We start from the raw sequence: 17,484 nt of genomic DNA, 5'->3' as shown, positions 1-17,484 counted from the left end.
CGCCATGGCCAAATCTCCGAAGAAATCCCCCGCCCCGAATGGCTTCGAGGAAGCCCCTCAATCGTCTTTTGAGGGAGCCCCCCTCTCAGGCTCGGTTGCCGATTGGGTGAAGCAGCTGGAGGCCGATGCCGAAACCTCGGGCGTCGAGACCCAGCGCCAGATTGCCTCCAAGGCCGGCAAACATCGCAAGAAGGTGGAAATCGCCGCCAGGACGAAAACCAGCGACGGCGGCGTCAGCGCGTCCAAATCGGCGCGCGGCACCTCCATGGGCGGCTCGACCGATCCGAAGACGCGCGCGGCCGCCGGCCTCAATCCCGTCTCCGGCATGGATACGACGCTGGAGGAGGCCTCGTCGCTGCAGGCCGGCACCGCCGTCACCGCCACGGTCGAGGCGCTGTCGGCGCTGATCGAGAGTGGCAATCCGCTGCACAAGAACGGCAAGATCTGGACCCCGCATCGCCCTGCCCGGCCCGACAAATCCGAAGGCGGCATCGCCATCCGCATGCAGTCGGATTATGAGCCGGCCGGCGACCAGCCAACCGCCATCCGCGACCTCGTCGAGGGGCTGGAGAATGGCGACCGCAGCCAGGTGCTGCTCGGTGTCACCGGCTCCGGCAAGACTTTCACCATGRCCAAGGTGATCGAGGCGACGCAGCGCCCGGCCGTCATCCTGGCGCCGAACAAGACGCTGGCCGCCCAGCTCTATTCCGAATTCAAGAATTTCTTCCCCGACAATGCGGTGGAATATTTCGTTTCCTACTACGATTATTACCAGCCGGAAGCCTATGTGCCGCGCTCCGACACCTATATCGAGAAGGAGAGCTCGATCAACGAGCAGATCGACCGCATGCGCCACTCGGCGACGCGCTCGCTGCTCGAACGCGACGACTGCATCATCGTCGCCTCGGTCTCCTGCATCTATGGTATCGGTTCAGTCGAGACCTATACGGCGATGACCTTCCAGATGTCGGTCGGCGACCGGCTCGACCAGCGCCAGCTGCTGGCCGACCTCGTCGCCCAGCAATACAAGCGCCGCGACATGGATTTCACGCGCGGCTCCTTCCGGGTGCGCGGCGATACGATCGAACTCTTCCCCGCCCACCTTGAGGATGCCGCCTGGCGGATCTCGATGTTCGGCGACGAGATCGACGCCATCACCGAGTTTGATCCGCTCACCGGCCAGAAGGTCGGCGACCTGAAATCGGTGAAGATCTACGCCAATTCGCACTATGTCACCCCGCGCCCGACGCTGAACGGCGCCATCAAGTCGATCAAGGAGGAGCTCAGGCTGCGCCTGGCCGAGCTGGAGAAGGCCGGCCGCCTGCTGGAGGCCCAGCGCCTGGAGCAGCGCACCCGCTACGATATCGAAATGCTCGAGGCGACCGGCTCCTGCCAGGGCATCGAGAACTATTCGCGTTACCTCACCGGCCGCGACCCCGGCGATCCGCCGCCGACGCTGTTCGAATATATCCCCGACAACGCCCTCGTCTTCATCGACGAAAGCCATGTCACCGTGCCGCAGATCGGCGGCATGTACCGGGGCGACTTCAGGCGCAAGGCAACGCTGGCCGAATATGGCTTCCGCCTGCCCTCCTGCATGGACAACCGGCCACTGCGCTTCGAGGAATGGGACGCCATGCGCCCCGACACCATCGCCGTCTCCGCCACCCCCGGCGGCTGGGAGATGGAACAGTCAGGCGGCGTCTTCGCCGAACAGGTGATCCGACCGACCGGCCTGATCGACCCGCCGGTCGAGGTCCGCTCGGCCCGCACCCAGGTCGACGACGTGCTCGGCGAGATCCGCGAGACCGCGGCCAAGGGCTACCGCACCCTCTGCACCGTGCTGACCAAGCGCATGGCCGAGGACCTGACCGAATATCTGCATGAGCAGGGCGTGCGCGTCCGCTACATGCACTCCGACATCGACACGCTTGAACGTATCGAGATCCTCCGCGATCTCCGCCTCGGCGCTTTCGACGTGCTCGTTGGCATCAACCTTTTGCGCGAAGGCCTCGACATTCCCGAATGCGGCTTCGTCGCCATTCTCGACGCCGACAAGGAAGGCTTCCTGCGCTCGGAAACCTCGCTGATCCAGACGATCGGCCGCGCCGCGCGCAACGTCGACGGCAAGGTCATCCTCTATGCCGACCAGGTCACCGGCTCGATGAAGCGGGCGATGGAGGAAACCAGCCGCCGCCGCGAAAAGCAGATGGTCTATAACCAGGAGCACGGCATCACGCCGGAATCGGTCAAGGCCAGGATCTCCGACATCCTCGACTCCGTCTACGAACGCGACCACGTCCGCGCCGATATCTCAGGTGTCTCGGGCAAGGGCTTCGCCGATGGCGGCAACCTCGTCGGCAACAACCTGCAGACCCATCTCAACGCGCTCGAAAAAAGCATGCGCGACGCCGCCGCCGACCTCGACTTCGAAAAAGCCGCCCGCCTCCGCGACGAAATCAAACGCCTCAAGGCCGTGGAACTCGCCGCCATGGACGACCCGATGGCACGCGAAGAAGCGAAGGCGATGGAAGGGAAAGCGCGCAGATCCTCCGCTCCTCCGTCATCCCAGGGCTCGACCCCGGGATCCAAGCCGGCAACCGAGATGCAGACCTCCTATTTCGCCAAACCCTCCATCGACGACATGGGGCCAGGCACCGACACCACCACCCCCCTCTTCCGCAAGCCCGCCTTGGACGAGATGGGCCGCGACATCGCCGAACCCGCAAAGAAGACTCTCTTCCGCAAAAACGACCTCGACGAAATGACCGTCGGCCGAACGGAAAAGCCGGTCACCGGGGCGCTGCCGGAAAAGCCGGATGCCGCCAAGAGCACGAAGCGGTTTTCACCGTTGCTTGAAGGGCAGCCGGACCGCGATGACGTGCGGCCGGTCGTGCGCGGGAAGACGGGTGTGGGCAGCTATGAGGACCCGGGCGAGCAGAAGCGCAAGGGGCGGACGAAGGGGAAGACCGGGCGGCCGGGACGGTGAGGCTGCCAAACGTCTGCCACTCAGTTGGTCGTCGATCAAATGGTTCATCGTATCGGCCGGTCAGCAGCGCATTGTAAGGAGCAGCTTCGTAGCGACAGATGAAGTTCGCCACCGGCCTATGACAAGACGGACATGGCCCTCCACGAGCTCCAGCCCAGCGCGGCATCGACTTTCTCTGCGACAGGATATTCGAGCGACGCGACGGCCGGCTCGTCACTGTGACGGAATGAGCTCGCGACGCCGACGTGGCCCGTTATCGGGAAGGCCTCCGCGCCATGCTCCGCTGAATGAAGGGAACCGCCAATGCCAGAACTCCGCATCGACCCCTTCCCCTCCGCTGGCGAATTCAACGCCCTCTGGTCCGCCGCCTGGGGCGCGCCCGCCCCGCGCGAATTCACCCCCATCCTGTCCCGCAGCCTCGCCCATATCGGCGCCTACCACGACAACCAGCTCGTCGGCTTCGTCAACGTCGCATGGGACGGCGGCATCCATGCCTTCATCCTCGACACCTCGGTTCACCCTGATATGCGAAGGCAGGGGATCGCGACGCGGCTGGTCAGGGAAGCGACGAGGGTTGCGCGGGAGCGCGGCGCTGCGTGGCTGCATGTCGATTTCGAACCGCACCTGACCGGCTTCTACCGCGCCTGCGGATTTGCCCCGACCGAGGCGGGCCTCATCAAGCTCGCGTAATGCTTCCGCAGCGAAGGCGGCGAATCTTTGGCTAGCGCCCGACCGGGCGTGACGCTGACAGCCTATAACCTATGTGACAACACGCTCTCGATAAAAGCGAAAGCATCGACGTTCCGACCGAGTCCACTCTTCACGTCTGGATGGGCGCGTGGCTCGATAGCGGAGAGGATGGTCGACGGATCGGTCCCGATCCGTCGCGCGGCATAGATATACTCGGCAGCTCGCATCGCTCCGTGCGAGGTAATCCAGGGTAGCCAAGGCTCGTCTTTCAATATCTGATCTGCGAAGGCCTCAAGGCTGGTAACGGCCTTCGCTTTCGGCAAGATCATATCCCTGATGTCCCGCAGGGCTCGATCAGAAATATTGTGCATTTCGCTCTTGTTGAGCTTCAAAGAGCTTCTCGGACCCCACCCGCAGAACCGACCGACTTGACACCAAACACCGAAGACGCGCGGCACCCAGTTCTCCCATGAGTAACTAACGCCGCCATATAATTTCAGGCACTCCACGGCAAAGCGATGCCCATCCGCGCTTGCCATGCCGAAATCGCATAAAACATAGTTCAGCGGGCCGCCCCACAATTGGAACTCCAGGAAATGTTGAATGGCGCCGTGGCCATCCGACCGATACAGGAACTTTTCAACCCTGTGAAAACCGAGATCCGCCAGCCCTGGTTCCAGCGTGCTCCTGAACGTTATTTTGGCCACCTGTGAAACCTGCCTTGCCGCATAGGCGGTCGAATTGTCAAATATTGCTGTACTCAAAAAGCTTGGCGAATCCCTTTACCGGGCTGACGGATTTACCCCACCGAGGCGAGCCTCATCAAGCTCGTCTGAGACCGGCCGCGCCGAAGCGCGCAGCCCTCAAACGCAAGCCCGAAACCTGTCATCGAGTGGGGAGTTATAGCGCCGATGGCCGCGCTTAATGGCAACGCTGAAGAATCTCGCCGGGAACACAATTTTCCCGCGGCTTTATACCCAGGGCGCGTCATATCGGCAAACGAAACGATATATATTTAGAAAACCAAAAATCGACTTTGAGTTCTCAAATTCAAACTGGTCTCTCATCAATTAAATCTTATTTTTCCATTAAAAATCCATCGAAAATACACAATTCTGCATTGAAAAATTGGTTAGCAATTGGCAAAGGTAAGCAATATTCCCCACGCGGTTGTCGTTGATTGAACCAGCAACAACCGTTCCCACCGGGGATTTTTGGTTTTTACAGAATACAACGCATCTATTGGAAAGTTTAATATGGCCCTGAATATTCTGGACACGAACGGCGCCACAGTTACTAAGCCTGGCGCTGAATTCGAAGCCTACGACGTCATCCGCCACTCTGAAGCCACTCCCCTCGCCGCCGTCACCCTCGCCGTCTCAGATTCAGGCGTGGCAGATCTGGCCGACGAGTTGGGCTCGGTGTCGGCAAACTTGACGGGCTCCAGCGGCGACAACACGATCACGACGGGCGCAGGCAACGACAACATCAATGGCGGTGACGGCGCAGACACGCTGAACGGCGGTGCTGGAAACGATCTGATCCAGGGCGGAGTTGGTAATGACACGCTGAATGGCGGGGACGGCAATGACATGCTTTGGGGCGACGTCGGAAATGACGTCATCAGAGGCGGCGCAGGCAACGATACGATCTCCGATGATGACCGCTTCAGCTTTACCCCTGCGGTCTATAACATCGATGCGGGCGACGGCGACGATGCCATAACCGTGGATACATTCGTTTCACTGTCCGGAACGATCGATGGCGGCGCCGGGATCGATACGCTGCGTGCCCCGTCGCTGCAGGGTCTGACGATTAAGAACATCGAAATCCTTGAAACGGCGGGCGTTTGGGTTGCCGGTTCAAGCGCGCAGCTCGAAAGCTTTGACAAGATCGTCTGGTCGACCGATCCGTTCCCCAATTTTAACCCTTCATTGGCAGTGACGGACAGTGCCCACCTCGATCTTTCCGACGAGTTGGGAGATCGCGGATCTTTCATCCATGGCTATGCCTCCGGCATTGACGTCAAGACCGGCGGCGGCGACGACGAGTTTTTTGGCACCGACGGCAACGACATTTTCGACGGCAATGGCGGCAACGACATTATCAATGGCGAGGCCGGCAACGACAAATTGACCGGCGGCGCCGGCAACGACGCCATCAATGGCGGCGCCGGCATCGATACCGCGATCTTCTCCGGCAATTTCGCCAAATACTCCTTCGCATTGAACAATGGCGATCACATCCTGACAAGCGCCGCGGAAGGGACGGATACGCTGACAGACGTCGAATTCGCCCGTTTTGCCGATGGCGTCTACGATTTCGCCACGGAAAAGTTCACGCCCGACGGCAGCAATAGCGCGCCCACCAATATACAGCTGTCGAAAACCGCCCTCTCCGAGGACACGCCGATCTGGACCACGGTCGGCCTGCTCAGCGCCAAGGACGCCGATGGCGACGCGCTCACCTATACGCTGATTGACGGGGCGAACGACCACTTCCGGATCAATGGCAACCGCATCGTCACCTCGAAGGCGCTGGACTACGAGACCGACAAGTCGCACACGATCAAGGTGGCTGCTTCGGACGGCAAGGTTACGGTCGAAAAGGACATCACGATCAGCGTCCTCGACGTCAACGAAGCCCCTGTCAACAAGGCGCCGACCAATCTCGCCTTCTCGCGCACCTCAGTCTCCGAGAATGTCGCGATCGGCACCTCGGTCGGCCTGCTCACGGCAAAGGATCCGGAAGGCGATACGGTGAAATGGCGGCTAACGGACGATGCCGACGGYATCTTCAAGCTCGTCGGCAACAAGATCCAGACAAAGGCGGCAATTGACTACGAAAGCACCCACAGCCTGACCTTCACCGCCGAAGCCTATGACGCGGCCGGAAACGTCACCAGCCACAATTTCACGCTTGCCGTGAAGGACGTCTTCGAGCCGTCGGTTTCGAGCCTGTTGCACGACGCTTTGATCTAGCCGCGACCGGATTGCCTGCGACGCAGGTTGCGTCGGCTTAACATCGAGATGGGGCTTGCGGTCAACGCAAGCCCCATCTCGATGCTTTTCTCCGCTAGTAAAAGCTTCGGCGGACAGAATCTTGCCGGGATGCTCGGACAATTGCGCCAGCTCGATATGCAGCCAATCAAGATCGACCCCGGCTCATCTTCAAATAGTGCCGCGATGCCGCCAAGTAGGTGTCGAACTTTGCCGACCGCGAAGAATCCGGCAAGTGCTTCGTTCCGGCGCCTGTGATAGCTGATCGCCGGGGCAAGGGCGGCGCGCAACGAAGTGGCCGGTTGGGGATGTCAGCGCTACGGCCAGCGCCTGAAAATGCCGCTCCACCTCAGCGCTCGATTCCGCTATGATTCACCGCTCATCCGAGGAGAGCCCGCATGCGCCTGCCCACATTCATCCTCGCCCTGGCCATGGCGGCGCTCGCAGCCTTGCCCGCATCGGCGGCAACCTACAAGACGCCGAAGGCGCTGCTCAAGGCGCTCTATAGCTACGACACCGACAACAGCGACGCCGAGGCGCCCTCGCCCTATTCCGCCTTCTTCTCCGACCACCTGAACAAACTCCTCCAGACCGATCTCGACAACACGCCGGAGGGCGATGTCGGCGCGATCGATTTCGATCCCGTCATCGCAGGCCAGGACGGCGCCGCCAGCGACGTCAGGATCGGCCAACCGATCCTGCTGGATGATAAGGCCGAGGTGGAGGTGCAGTTCGAAAACGGCGAAGAGGTGACGCTCTTCTACACCCTGGTGCGTGAACATGGCGGCTGGAAGGTCGACGACATCGCCAACCAGAAGGGTGATAATCCATGGAGCCTGAGCGCGTTGCTGGGTGACGCGCAGTAGGCGGGCGGCCCAGTCACTTGCCCTTGTGGTTCGAGGCGACCCTGCGTTTGTCACTGCAATCGATTGCTCCGTTCCTCACCCACCATGAGGGCTGATCGGTGTGCCTGTCGACCCGACCGCCCCACGAACAAATCCATGCCGGCTATCGAATCCGCCCGTCATCCCGTTTCGGCACGGAATCCCACGATGGCACAGCCGGGCAAGAATCCGTTAACCCACCGTCAAGTATCTGAATCTTCGGCATTTCCCGACATCGATGCAGGTATGCCAAAAGAATCCCGCTTGCTTTTTGCCCGAAATGCTGGCACGAATTGACTTACTCGGGCATTTGCATGCCGGTGACTGGACTGATGTGGTAATCCCTTCCGTTTGGAAGGCGGCGCGGGAATACCCGCCTACGTAGACGTTCTTTCCCCGTACGTGACTTCTCCGACTGACCCTTCGTCCCAATCGATCGGGGCGAAAGCTAAAGCCGTCCGCTTCCTCTCGGGGGCGCGGATACTACACAGACTAAGGGAAAAGGACGATCCCAATGGCCACCAAGGGCACCGTAAAATTCTTCAACCAGGACAAGGGTTTTGGTTTCATCACGCCGGATGGCGGCGCAAAGGACGTTTTCGTCCATATCTCTGCGCTGCAGGCTTCTGGCATCCAGTCGCTGCGCGAAGGCCAGCAGGTTACTTTCGACACCGAGCCGGACCGCATGGGCAAGGGCCCGAAGGCCGTCAACATCTCGGCTTCGTAAGTCAGACTTCCGCTCACGCGGCATGAACGGCGCTCCGCAAGGGGCGCTGTTTCTGTTTTTGGCGCTCGATTTGTCGATCGCATCGGCAAATGTTATATGCGCGCTTATGGATGATCCCGCCATACGGCGCTGCATTGAGGCAGCGGGGCACCGCAGTGCGGCGCCCGGGAACAACGAACGATGGAACATCTATGACGCAGAAGAGGCCAATTTTTGCGGTCGCCCCAATGATCGATTGGACGGATCGGCATTGCCGCTATTTCCACCGGCAGATCAGCCGCGAGGCGCTGCTCTATACCGAGATGGTGGTGGCCGATGCGATCATCCACGGCCCGCGCGAGCGGCTGCTCGGTCATGACGCCGCCGAGCATCCGCTGGCGCTGCAACTCGGCGGATCGGACCCGGCAAAGCTTGCCGACGCGGTGCAGATCGCCGAACCCTATGGCTATGACGAGATCAACCTCAATGTCGGCTGCCCCTCCGACCGTGTGCAGTCGGGCACCTTCGGCGCCTGCCTGATGTTGACGCCGGAGACAGTGGCCGAATGCATCGCGGCGATGAAGAGGGTTGCGACCGTGCCGGTGACGGTGAAATGCCGGATCGGCGTCGACGAGCAGGAGCCGGAACAGGCGCTGCCCGAGCTGATCACCCGCGTTCTCGATGCCGGCGCCGATGCGATCTGGATCCATGCGCGCAAGGCCTGGCTGAAGGGCCTGAGCCCCAAGGAAAACCGCGAAATCCCCCCCCTCGACTACGACATCGTCTACCGAATGAAACAACGCTGGCCCGATGTCTTCATCGGCATCAATGGCGGCATCCGCACGCTCGACGAGGCAGCAACCCACCTAACCCATGTCGATGGCGTCATGCTCGGCCGCGCCGCCTATCAGAATGCCGCGATCCTTGCCGACATCGACCAGCGCTTCTTCGGTGCGCCTGCGGCCGAACCGGACTGGGAAGCGTTGCGCGATCGGATGATGGCCTATGCCGAACGCCACATCGCCAGCGGCGGCCGGCTGCAGCACGTGGCGCGCCACATGGTTGGCCTCTTCACCGGCCTGCCGGGCGCAAGGCGCTACCGCCAGATCCTGTCGACCGACGCGGCCAAAACCGGCGCAGGACCGGAAGTGCTGGCGGCCGCCTTTGCGGCGGTGGATTTTTCGGGAACAGATCAGGAGGCGGTCAGCGCCTGACGCGAAGCGGCGTCACAACCGCGCCATCGGTAGCAAGATCTTCTTCTCGATCCGGCCGGCCACCGAGAACACCAGGATCTCCGTATCCCTGCCGATCCTGCTGCCATCCATCAATCGGACGATATCGTCGACGCCGCCGACCGGGCTGCCGTCGATGGCGAGGATATAATCGCCCTCCTGCAGCCCTCCCTTTGCCGCAGGCCCATCGGCTTCGACGCGCCGGATGCGAACGGAGGTCGTTTTTGCTGTGCCCGCGGCGAGTGCCACCCGGCGCGGCAGCACAATCGTATCGCCTGATATGCCGATGAAGGCGCGCCTGACCTGGCCATAACGGAGAATCTCCGAAACCACGAAATTGGCCGTATTCGACGCCACGGCAAAGGCGATGCTCTGCGCACCTTGGATCACGGCGGTATTGACGCCGATGACCTCTCCGCCCGAAGACACCAGCGGCCCGCCGGAGTTGCCGGGATTGAGCGCCGCGTCGGTCTGGATGACGTCCTCCATCAGCCGGCCGCTTGCTGCCCGCATCGACCGGCCGAGCGCCGAGACGATACCGGCGGTAACCGTCCATTCGAAGCCGAGCGGGTTTCCGATCGCGATTGCGATATGCCCCCTGCGCAGGCGCTGGGAATCTCCGAGCTTCGCCCAGGCGCCGGTGCTTGTATTGGCGCGAATGAGGGCGATATCGGTATCCACATCCCGGCCAAGCACACGGCCCTCGGTAACGAAGCCGTCGGGCGTGGTGATGCGAACCACCTTGGCGTCGTCGACGACATGGTTGTTGGTGACGATCAGACCGTCAGGCGAGACGGCGAAGCCCGACCCGTGCCCTTGCCGGCCACCCACCCTCTCAATCCGGCTGACTGCCGGCCCGACGATATCGACTGCTGCAGCGATCGATTGCGAATAGGCATCGATCAGCGCCCCATCATTCTGAGGCGCTATGTCCTTATCCATGTAACCCATTATTTGATCCTCAGGCGGCAATAACGGCCGTCCCGCCGCCGGCGAAGCGGTCGCGATTGCGAAGGTTCGCCATTGTGGTGTTGTGTGAGGATTAGATGGTTGGGCATAGACCCGCGTTCAAGTGAGCGCCGGCGGCGGTCTGCAATGCGCGCAACGCAGAGAATGCCAACACGCCTACCCGGAAAGATATGCTGAACTACCCGAACAGATATCTTGAACGCACGGCCAAAAATTGGCTCATTGCAGACATTCGCCCGTCAAATCAGCTGCCTTCGCTACCCATGACGAACCTGCCTGAGGAGTGGAACAGGCCGACATACCGCGGATCAAAAGAATGTTCGCAGCACGAAGCAGCCAGGCGAGGATCGCCAAATCCCCGTCCCTTCATACGAGATGGGCGGTGCTGTGCGCCCGTCGCGCAGAGACATACAAACTTCTGTCATATCAATAGAATAGAAAGAGCCATTTAATTAGCACATCAGCATATTCAGAGCCGACTTATCCCCTAAGGCGCGACCTACTTGCCCCAAGCCTTCGGCGCAACGGCGCTCGTGGCCTTGCCAATTCTGCCGGCAACGGCGCAAACTTCTGACCGCATGAATCCAACCCCAACTAATGGAGCCGAAAGATGAGCACAGTCACAACCAAGGACGGCGTCGAGATCTTCTACAAGGATTGGGGGCCGAAGACCGCCCAGCCGATCATGTTCCATCACGGCTGGCCGCTATGCTCCGACGACTGGGATACCCAGATGCTGTTCTTCCTTGAGAAGGGCTACCGCGTCGTCGCCCATGACCGGCGCGGCCACGGCCGCTCCACCCAGGTGGGCGACGGTCACGACATGGATCACTACGCCGCCGATGCCGCAACCGTCGTCGAGCATCTCGATCTTAGGAACACCGTCCATGTCGGCCACTCCACCGGCGGCGGCGAAGCGACCCATTATGTCGCCCGCCACGGCCAGCCGCAGGGCCGTGTCGCCAAGCTCGTCATCATCGGCGCCGTGCCGCCCATCATGGTGAAGACGGATGCCAATCCCGGCGGCCTGCCGATCGAAGTCTTCGATGGCCTGCGCAAGCAACTCGCCGCGAATCGCGCGCAGTTTTATTACGATCTGCCGGCCGGCCCGTTCTACAGCTTCAACCGCCCGGGCGCGAAGGTCCTGGAACCGGTCATCAACAATTGGTGGCGCCAGGGCATGATCGGCGGCGCCAAAGCGCATTACGACGGCATCAAGGCCTTTTCGGAAACCGACTTCACAGAAGACCTGAAGATCATCACCGTACCGACCCTCGTCATGCACGGCGACGACGATCAGATCGTGCCGATCGCCGACTCCGCCCTGCTCTCGGCCAAGCTGCTGCAGAACGCCACGCTGAAGGTCTACGAGAAATTCCCGCACGGCATGTGCACCACCCATGCCGACATCATAAATCCCGACATCCTTGCCTTCATCAAAGGTTGATCCGTGATGTTACCGGGCGCCGACGAGGCGCCCGGTTACCATGAGCGGCTTGACATCGGCATGACCAAATTTAATCTCCACGCGGCTAAACTGGGTGAATTCCGATGCTCCGTATCAACCTGCTTGCGGCAATCGCCATCGCCATGATCTCCGCCAACCCCGCCTCCGCCGCACCCTGCAGGAACGCAGCTGGCCACGCCGTCAAATGCCCGGCCAAATCGGTGCAGCAGAGGTCGATCGGCCAAAACAGCAAGCTGCAGCGGGGGAAGGTGCGAACGCACGTGACGGATACGACCGGCAGAGTGAATTATAAATGGTGACTGGCTGTTTGCCATCCCACACCCAGTCCGCCGGGCCACGTCGATCGATTGACGGCCAGTTACGCATTTCCCATGAAACCGTTTTCGCCGCTTTGCGTTTAGCGGCCATGAAAAGAGAACGTGAACCCTCATCAAAGGCTTACCGGCAGGATCGTTTCGAAAACACCGAGCGAGCCGCCAAGGAAACCATCGAGGCGGAGCAGCGAGCCCGCCGGGAAAAAACCAAGCGGCTGAAAGAGCTGCGCCTGTCACAGCAGGGCGCCAAGGACCCCGCAACCAAGTAGATCCCACACTCGCACTATCCGATCGGCACGCCGATCGATCTCATATCCATGCCCTGCCGCCCACGCCCGCGTCTTTCGGTGCGTGCCCCGAATTCTTTTTGAATTTCGGACCTTCGCCCATCTTGCAGAGCAAACATCGCGAAATTATCTTTTTTTCACGAAAGCGATTCACGGCATCCAAAAAGGGCAAATTGCGATGTCAGACAAGCTGTTCAGCACACGGGACGAACCGCTCGCCTCCGAAGATCTGGATGTGTGCAGGCGTGTTCATGAAGCTCTCTGTAGCGGGTCAAAGATCGACAGATCAAGCAAGGAAGCCGACCGTCTGGGCGCCCTCATCATCGAGCTTTACCGCCAGGGTGTGCACGACGAAAGCCAGCTCCGATTGCTGGCCGGCGGAACGTGAGCCTGATAGCGCGAGACGTCGAGCTAGCTGCGAGTCCGACACCGCCTTTTCCCGGGCGCGGACCGAGGTCGCCTGCACGCGATCGAAGAGCGGAACCCATTTGCCGATATCTCCGGCCGTCTTGGTGCGTCTGCGTGTCGGTATTGGCCGTCCATCTCCAGCGTCGCCTCATTCCAGCAGGACATCGCCCATGAGGGCCGATTTGCCGATGCCGTGGCCGGATGCGACCGCAATCTGCAGCGGCTGAAACCGCGTTGCGGGATCGCGAATGATTGTAAAAATATCCCGTCGTTATAGAGCGAGTGATGCCGCGCCAGCATATCCAGCGCCCGCAACCGGTCCGCCCGCTTGATCTTCGCCGCATGCACCACCTCCCCCTTGCCCTTGGCCGAGGTGCCGATCTCCAGCCCCACAACGCTTGCCGCCGTCCGCTCATCCCACTCCGAAGGCGCCTTCAGCGGCCCCTGGTCATCGAACACGTCACGGATATCACCAAACGCGACGTAGGCAATGGCGACAAGCACCCACTCGGCGGAAGTCTCCATCTCGGCAAGACGTGGCGCTAATGCTCTCTCAATCTCCGCCCGCACAGCCTCATTCGCATCAAGCGATTGCCATTGGCACGCGACTTTCCGCTATACCCCGTCCGCATCGCCGCGTGCTTCGCATTCAAATCCTTCAGATATTCCGCCACATACAGGCGCTGCTTCGGCGTCAGTTCTGCCATTGGTGATCGTACCCTCGAAGAGAGGGCGATGGGAGCGGGCGATGGTGGCAAGGTGAAAAGCGCGCCGCGGGGAAGGCCCTACGAAGCCAGACCTCTGTCCCTGTTGTAAATCTCCCCCGGAGTCGGCTCTCTGGTCACAATCGTGCCGTCGGAAAGCCGGCGACGCATGACATTGCCGTGCCACTGCCATTCTCCGGATACGCCAGCGAAAAACAGCGCACGAAGCGCCTCGACCACGCGGCTCCACACCGATGGCTTCGGACGTTGAAAACTGATCGTTGTCATTTTGTCTTTGCTCCCCTTCAAAATTATTCTCTGCCGATCGCGCACGTCACGTTTCTCTCTTCCCGGAGGGTGCCCGATCAACATGGATTGGAATGATCCAGCCGCGCCAATATGCGCAATGCCTCAATTCGATCCGGCTCCCAGAAGGTCAGCCTGAGCCGGCCTACATCCGAATCCAGGGAGAACGCCTCGCGGGCCAGCCCGATCTCGGCAAGCCTCATGCGTATGGAGTCGAGATCGGTCATGCCACCCAGCGGCTCCATGATGATGTATTGCGTCGGTTGCGCCATGTGGAAGACCCTTATCTCACAGTATTTGCCGGCGTACGAAAACAGAAACAGCAACACGGCTCAAGGAAAGTCTTAATATCTGGTTACCAAACGAAGTTAAGACTTCGTTACACATGAGGTCGACCGCCGTATTAATATTGAACATCGGAAACCGCTCTATGATTTCAAGAGAGATTGCTATGGCGTCAACGTCCTTCGATGACATCCAATGACGATATCCCTGGCACCCGTGTCAGACCCCGGCCCGCGCCAGCCTCTCGCTCAGCGCCTCCCAGCCCGTTGATTTCCCCTGTCGTTATAGAGCGAGTAGTGCTGCGCCAGCGGCCTGCTGTGTAGCTCTAGCAAATCAGCCGGTAGCGATGCGCTGCAGGAGTAATTTGACATTGCAATTTTCGAAGAGCTTTATTATCGCCACCAAGGAAACGTCCTGTATCTTTTGTGAGATTTTAAGCATCGGGGTGTCGATTGCGGGAGCCTCAGCTAGACGGATTACGAGCGATTGCACTTCTGTCAGTGTTTTATTCTCATTTCTGGCAAGAAAGCTCGAACCTTGGCCACCTCGGAGTTCGGTTCTTCTTTGTGTTAAGCGGATTCCTCATCACAAACATTCTGTTAGACGTCAAGGGACACGATAATCACACGGCTGGTATAACTGTGTTCTTCGCGCGAAGAGCAGCGAGAATTTGGCCACCCTACTTCCTGACGCTGGGATTTTGTTGGCTGGCAGCAGGCCCGTTACGTCTCCCGATGATGCAGGAGTCGTTGCCGTGGCATGCATTGTTCCTCTCCAACATCTGGTATGCAACGCACGGGTCCGAGCCTTGGGCGCTAGGGCACCTTTGGACACTTGCAGTCGAAGAGCAATTCTACCTGATTTGGCCTTTTGTGATCCTGGCGTTGCCGTCCCGTCATTTTCTGAAAATATGCGGCGCACTTGTTTCCTGCACCGTACTCTACCGCGTTTGCGCATTTGCCCTCGGCAAGGTTGATGAAGCCAATGCGCTGCCTTTCGATTCAATCGATGCTTTGGCGGCCGGTGCCGCTTTGTCGTTCCTGTCTGCAGAAGGGTGGAGCGCTCCGCGATGGCTCCTCTGGTTGTCAGTACCGGTCGGTTTGGCTGGATCTATCATGCAAATCGCTTTTGACTTGGGAAACCTCGTTCAATGGGTCGTCCTCGAGGCCGCCCTCGTCTTGCCGCTGGCCGCAATCGTGGCAGTGGCCTCAAAAGGGCAGTTTCTCAAAATCCTTGCGAACAGATCTCTCAGCGGCTTGGGCCGGATCAGCTACGGCGCCTATCTCTTCCATCTTCCGGTCTGGGCGGTTCTTTTTGCATTGAGCGCCCGTTTTGGCGTCGGTGACTTCTTCTCGCGCGGCCCGCTTACGATGCTCGTCGCTGGATCGTTATCCGTACTCACCGCTTTGGTATCGTGGATCATGGTGGAGCGCCCAGTGATGGCTTGGTCGAAAAGGCTGACGAGCCGGCTGGCTGCCGCATGATCGGATAGCCGAAGGGCCAGGCGTATGCCCGACGGATGGTGTCGCACGCTGGTGCCATCAATGTCGCGCTTTCGACGCACATGCCGCCCCCCGAACGAGCCGCCCGACATTGAGCTCCGATAAGAGTAAAGTTCGTCTGCGCCGCGTCGTCGGTGCGATCTTCTCAGACATTCCCGCCCATTGGCGGTGGCGAAGCTGTCCAGCGTTTTAGGACCGGTCGGTTCCTGACGTCCGGTAGTGGTGCACAGGCCTATTATGTTAGCAAAAACGCACATACGCCGCCTCATTCCATCCCAAAATGAAACCTATTCCCTTCCGCTGCGTTACCCCCTCGATACATCCGTTGACCCAAGGTGAGTAAAATGAACAGATTCGCCATCATTGCCCTGTCGATAGCGACGGCCTTCTCCGGAATGCCGGCCTCGGCAGGCCCGGCCTTCGTGCCGAGCCCGGTCCAATCGGCGGCGCAGCCGGTACCGGGAAATACCGGTGCCCGCATCATGACCGTCGGCTGCAATAACTTCACAAACTGCCCGGGTCAGTTCGGTAATAATCGCAGGTGGTATCGCAACCGTCACCACTATCGCGACCGGGATTATTATCGCGACGACCGTTATGGCTCGTATCGACGCTACGATCGCGGCTGGCGCCATAATGACAACACCGGCGCCATCATAGGCGGTCTGGCGGCCGGCGCCCTCATCGGCGGCATCATTGCCTCACAGCCGCGGGCCTATACCTCGCAAGGGTACAGCTCACATGCCGATTATTGCTACTCCCGCTATCGGTCCTACCGCGCCTATGACAATACCTACCAGCCGAACTACGGCCCGCGCCGCCAGTGCCGCTAGTCCGACCTATCCATCAGAGCAAGCCTCGCATGAAATGCGGGGCTTTTTTGATGGCCGAAAGCCCGTTGCACGGCTTCCAATCGCCAGTGGGGCGTGTTTGTCTGCGCGAGTGGGGGCGCACACTTGGTTAGGCGACGCGAACCTAGGTGCTAGATGACGTCTGGAGAAACAGCAAAGTCCGCCGGCCGCGTYGTCCTGCTGCAGCCGGATCTGGAAAACCTGTCGGGTTTCGAAGCGGCGCTTGCCGCCGGCTGGTCTCCCGATCCGCGCCGCGCGGGCAATGAGGCCCATGTTCACGGCGAGCTTCAGCGGCTGCGCCAGAACAGATTAGGGTTTCTCCACGATCTCATTCCTGATGGTAGACAGCGGGCTGGATTCGGATCGCCGCCTCTCACCACCCGTCTGTTCTGGATCTGGGACGGAGAATTCTGCGGCAGCATCAGCCTCCGCTTTCAAGCGGGCACCGAGGAGCTGCCGCCCGAGGTGTCTGGCCATGTGGGATATTCCGTCGTACCGTGGAAACAGCGCAATGGCCACGCGACCACCGCGCTGAGCCTTCTGATGGCTGTGGCATCGAAGGAAGGCCTCGACCGCCTGGTCGTCCTCTGCAACGAGGACAACGACGCCTCGCGGCGGGTGATCGAGCGCAATGGCGGCGAATTGTTCATGCGCGGCCCGCATCCCTCCGACAGGCCCGATCAGATCAAACTGTATTTCTGGCTGAGGCCCGGAACCGCCAGCTGAAATGAAGCGCGACGGAATTCCAGACGGACGGAGCACAGGCCTTGCCCGCCTTTGCTCCGTCCGTCCCGTCAGCCTGGGGCGGGCTGAGTGCTGGTCGCGGGGGCAGTCGGCGCCGCCGCACATCGTCTCTCAATAGGCGCCGCCGCACATCGTCTCTCAATAGG

General features: G+C 60.4%; 17 protein-coding genes and 1 pseudogene. 13 read left to right on the top strand and 5 right to left on the bottom strand.

Going from position 1 to position 17,484, the window contains the following annotated elements; genetic code table 11:
• Window positions 1–4: 4 nt before the first annotated feature.
• Window positions 5–2,989, top strand: coding sequence for an excinuclease ABC subunit UvrB (uvrB, locus tag AC1D1Z_RS26360; RefSeq protein ID WP_477852036.1), 2,985 nt, complete (start codon window positions 5–7; stop codon window positions 2,987–2,989).
• 303 nt (window positions 2,990–3,292) lie between these two features.
• On the top strand, window positions 3,293–3,679 hold the full coding sequence (locus tag AC1D1Z_RS26355; protein WP_130652621.1) for a GNAT family N-acetyltransferase: 387 nt from the start codon (window positions 3,293–3,295) through the stop codon (window positions 3,677–3,679).
• A gap of 62 nt (window positions 3,680–3,741) precedes the next feature.
• On the opposite strand, the gene AC1D1Z_RS26350 is transcribed toward AC1D1Z_RS26355, so the two are convergent.
• Window positions 3,742–4,443, bottom strand: coding sequence for a hypothetical protein (locus tag AC1D1Z_RS26350; protein WP_130652622.1), 702 nt, complete (start codon window positions 4,441–4,443; stop codon window positions 3,742–3,744).
• A gap of 492 nt (window positions 4,444–4,935) precedes the next feature.
• Between AC1D1Z_RS26350 and AC1D1Z_RS26345 the strand changes: the two genes are divergently transcribed.
• From AC1D1Z_RS26345 to dusA, 4 genes are all read left to right on the top strand, one after another.
• Complete coding sequence (locus AC1D1Z_RS26345) at window positions 4,936–6,660, top strand: cadherin domain-containing protein (protein WP_130652623.1); 1,725 nt, start codon at window positions 4,936–4,938, stop codon at window positions 6,658–6,660.
• A 416-nt stretch (window positions 6,661–7,076) separates the two neighbouring features.
• Entirely contained in the window at window positions 7,077–7,544 is a 468-nt protein-coding gene (locus AC1D1Z_RS26340; RefSeq protein ID WP_018242519.1) for a DUF3828 domain-containing protein, read from the top strand.
• Window positions 7,545–8,076: 532 nt separating this feature from the next.
• On the top strand, window positions 8,077–8,289 hold the full coding sequence (locus AC1D1Z_RS26335; protein ID WP_003540801.1) for a cold-shock protein: 213 nt from the start codon (window positions 8,077–8,079) through the stop codon (window positions 8,287–8,289).
• A gap of 191 nt (window positions 8,290–8,480) precedes the next feature.
• The gene (dusA, locus tag AC1D1Z_RS26330) at window positions 8,481–9,482 is read left to right on the top strand and encodes a tRNA dihydrouridine(20/20a) synthase DusA (RefSeq protein WP_018447189.1); all 1,002 of its coding nucleotides are present in this window, start codon (window positions 8,481–8,483) and stop codon (window positions 9,480–9,482) included.
• 12 nt (window positions 9,483–9,494) lie between these two features.
• Here the strand turns inward: dusA and AC1D1Z_RS26325 are convergent, their stop codons facing one another.
• Window positions 9,495–10,451, bottom strand: a complete 957-nt coding sequence (locus AC1D1Z_RS26325) for a S1C family serine protease (protein ID WP_130652624.1) — start codon at window positions 10,449–10,451, stop codon at window positions 9,495–9,497.
• A gap of 628 nt (window positions 10,452–11,079) precedes the next feature.
• On the opposite strand from AC1D1Z_RS26325, the gene AC1D1Z_RS26320 reads away from it, so the two are divergent.
• The 4 genes from AC1D1Z_RS26320 (at window position 11,080) to AC1D1Z_RS26305 (ending at window position 12,926) form a co-directional block, all read left to right on the top strand.
• Window positions 11,080–11,916, top strand: a complete 837-nt coding sequence (locus AC1D1Z_RS26320) for an alpha/beta fold hydrolase (protein ID WP_113543610.1) — start codon at window positions 11,080–11,082, stop codon at window positions 11,914–11,916.
• 104 nt (window positions 11,917–12,020) lie between these two features.
• Window positions 12,021–12,236, top strand: a complete 216-nt coding sequence (locus AC1D1Z_RS26315; RefSeq protein ID WP_115157348.1) for a hypothetical protein — start codon at window positions 12,021–12,023, stop codon at window positions 12,234–12,236.
• The gene (locus tag AC1D1Z_RS26310) at window positions 12,230–12,520 is read left to right on the top strand and encodes a hypothetical protein (RefSeq protein ID WP_183619336.1); all 291 of its coding nucleotides are present in this window, start codon (window positions 12,230–12,232) and stop codon (window positions 12,518–12,520) included. Before AC1D1Z_RS26315 ends, AC1D1Z_RS26310 begins: the two co-directional genes overlap by 7 nt.
• 196 nt (window positions 12,521–12,716) lie before the next feature.
• Complete coding sequence (locus AC1D1Z_RS26305; protein ID WP_018242541.1) at window positions 12,717–12,926, top strand: hypothetical protein; 210 nt, start codon at window positions 12,717–12,719, stop codon at window positions 12,924–12,926.
• A gap of 23 nt (window positions 12,927–12,949) precedes the next feature.
• Here AC1D1Z_RS26305 and AC1D1Z_RS26300 read toward each other — a convergent pair.
• From AC1D1Z_RS26300 to AC1D1Z_RS26290, 3 genes and pseudogenes are all read right to left on the bottom strand, one after another.
• Window positions 12,950–13,653, bottom strand: a pseudogene (locus AC1D1Z_RS26300) (terminase small subunit).
• 78 nt (window positions 13,654–13,731) lie between these two features.
• Entirely contained in the window at window positions 13,732–13,938 is a 207-nt protein-coding gene (locus tag AC1D1Z_RS26295) for a hypothetical protein (protein ID WP_130652626.1), read from the bottom strand.
• Between the two features lie 77 nt (window positions 13,939–14,015).
• On the bottom strand, window positions 14,016–14,228 hold the full coding sequence (locus AC1D1Z_RS26290) for a hypothetical protein (protein ID WP_018447183.1): 213 nt from the start codon (window positions 14,226–14,228) through the stop codon (window positions 14,016–14,018).
• A 465-nt stretch (window positions 14,229–14,693) separates the two neighbouring features.
• On the opposite strand from AC1D1Z_RS26290, the gene AC1D1Z_RS26285 reads away from it, so the two are divergent.
• From AC1D1Z_RS26285 to AC1D1Z_RS26275, 3 genes are all read left to right on the top strand, one after another.
• On the top strand, window positions 14,694–15,725 hold the full coding sequence (locus tag AC1D1Z_RS26285; protein ID WP_130652627.1) for an acyltransferase family protein: 1,032 nt from the start codon (window positions 14,694–14,696) through the stop codon (window positions 15,723–15,725).
• 362 nt (window positions 15,726–16,087) lie between these two features.
• Window positions 16,088–16,576: a BA14K family protein gene (locus AC1D1Z_RS26280; protein WP_018242545.1), complete on the top strand. Its 489-nt coding sequence runs from the start codon at window positions 16,088–16,090 to the stop codon at window positions 16,574–16,576.
• Window positions 16,577–16,729: 153 nt separating this feature from the next.
• A complete protein-coding gene (locus AC1D1Z_RS26275; protein ID WP_018447181.1) occupies window positions 16,730–17,320 on the top strand; it encodes a GNAT family N-acetyltransferase in 591 nt (196 codons plus the stop codon).
• The last annotated feature ends 164 nt before the right edge of the window (window positions 17,321–17,484 follow it).

This window comes from Rhizobium sp. P1_E1 (assembly GCF_056406015.1).
Note: the sequence above shows the minus strand (reverse complement) of the source record. Positions and strands in the feature narration are given on the sequence as shown.

What these genes read in the sequence shown, in the direction of transcription:
- AC1D1Z_RS26355 (WP_130652621.1), top strand. Translation starts at nt 3,293, where the DNA reads ATGCCAGAACTCCGCATCGACCCCTTCCCCTCCGCTGGCGAATTCAAC.
- AC1D1Z_RS26295 (WP_130652626.1), bottom strand. Translation starts at nt 13,938, where the DNA reads ATGACAACGATCAGTTTTCAACGTCCGAAGCCATCGGTGTGGAGCCGC.
- AC1D1Z_RS26340 (WP_018242519.1), top strand. Translation starts at nt 7,077, where the DNA reads ATGCGCCTGCCCACATTCATCCTCGCCCTGGCCATGGCGGCGCTCGCA.
- AC1D1Z_RS26320 (WP_113543610.1), top strand. Translation starts at nt 11,080, where the DNA reads ATGAGCACAGTCACAACCAAGGACGGCGTCGAGATCTTCTACAAGGAT.
- AC1D1Z_RS26335 (WP_003540801.1), top strand. Translation starts at nt 8,077, where the DNA reads ATGGCCACCAAGGGCACCGTAAAATTCTTCAACCAGGACAAGGGTTTT.
- AC1D1Z_RS26315 (WP_115157348.1), top strand. Translation starts at nt 12,021, where the DNA reads ATGCTCCGTATCAACCTGCTTGCGGCAATCGCCATCGCCATGATCTCC.
- AC1D1Z_RS26305 (WP_018242541.1), top strand. Translation starts at nt 12,717, where the DNA reads ATGTCAGACAAGCTGTTCAGCACACGGGACGAACCGCTCGCCTCCGAA.
- AC1D1Z_RS26310 (WP_183619336.1), top strand. Translation starts at nt 12,230, where the DNA reads ATGGTGACTGGCTGTTTGCCATCCCACACCCAGTCCGCCGGGCCACGT.
- AC1D1Z_RS26325 (WP_130652624.1), bottom strand. Translation starts at nt 10,451, where the DNA reads ATGGGTTACATGGATAAGGACATAGCGCCTCAGAATGATGGGGCGCTG.
- AC1D1Z_RS26290 (WP_018447183.1), bottom strand. Translation starts at nt 14,228, where the DNA reads ATGGCGCAACCGACGCAATACATCATCATGGAGCCGCTGGGTGGCATG.
- dusA (WP_018447189.1), top strand. Translation starts at nt 8,481, where the DNA reads ATGACGCAGAAGAGGCCAATTTTTGCGGTCGCCCCAATGATCGATTGG.
- AC1D1Z_RS26280 (WP_018242545.1), top strand. Translation starts at nt 16,088, where the DNA reads ATGAACAGATTCGCCATCATTGCCCTGTCGATAGCGACGGCCTTCTCC.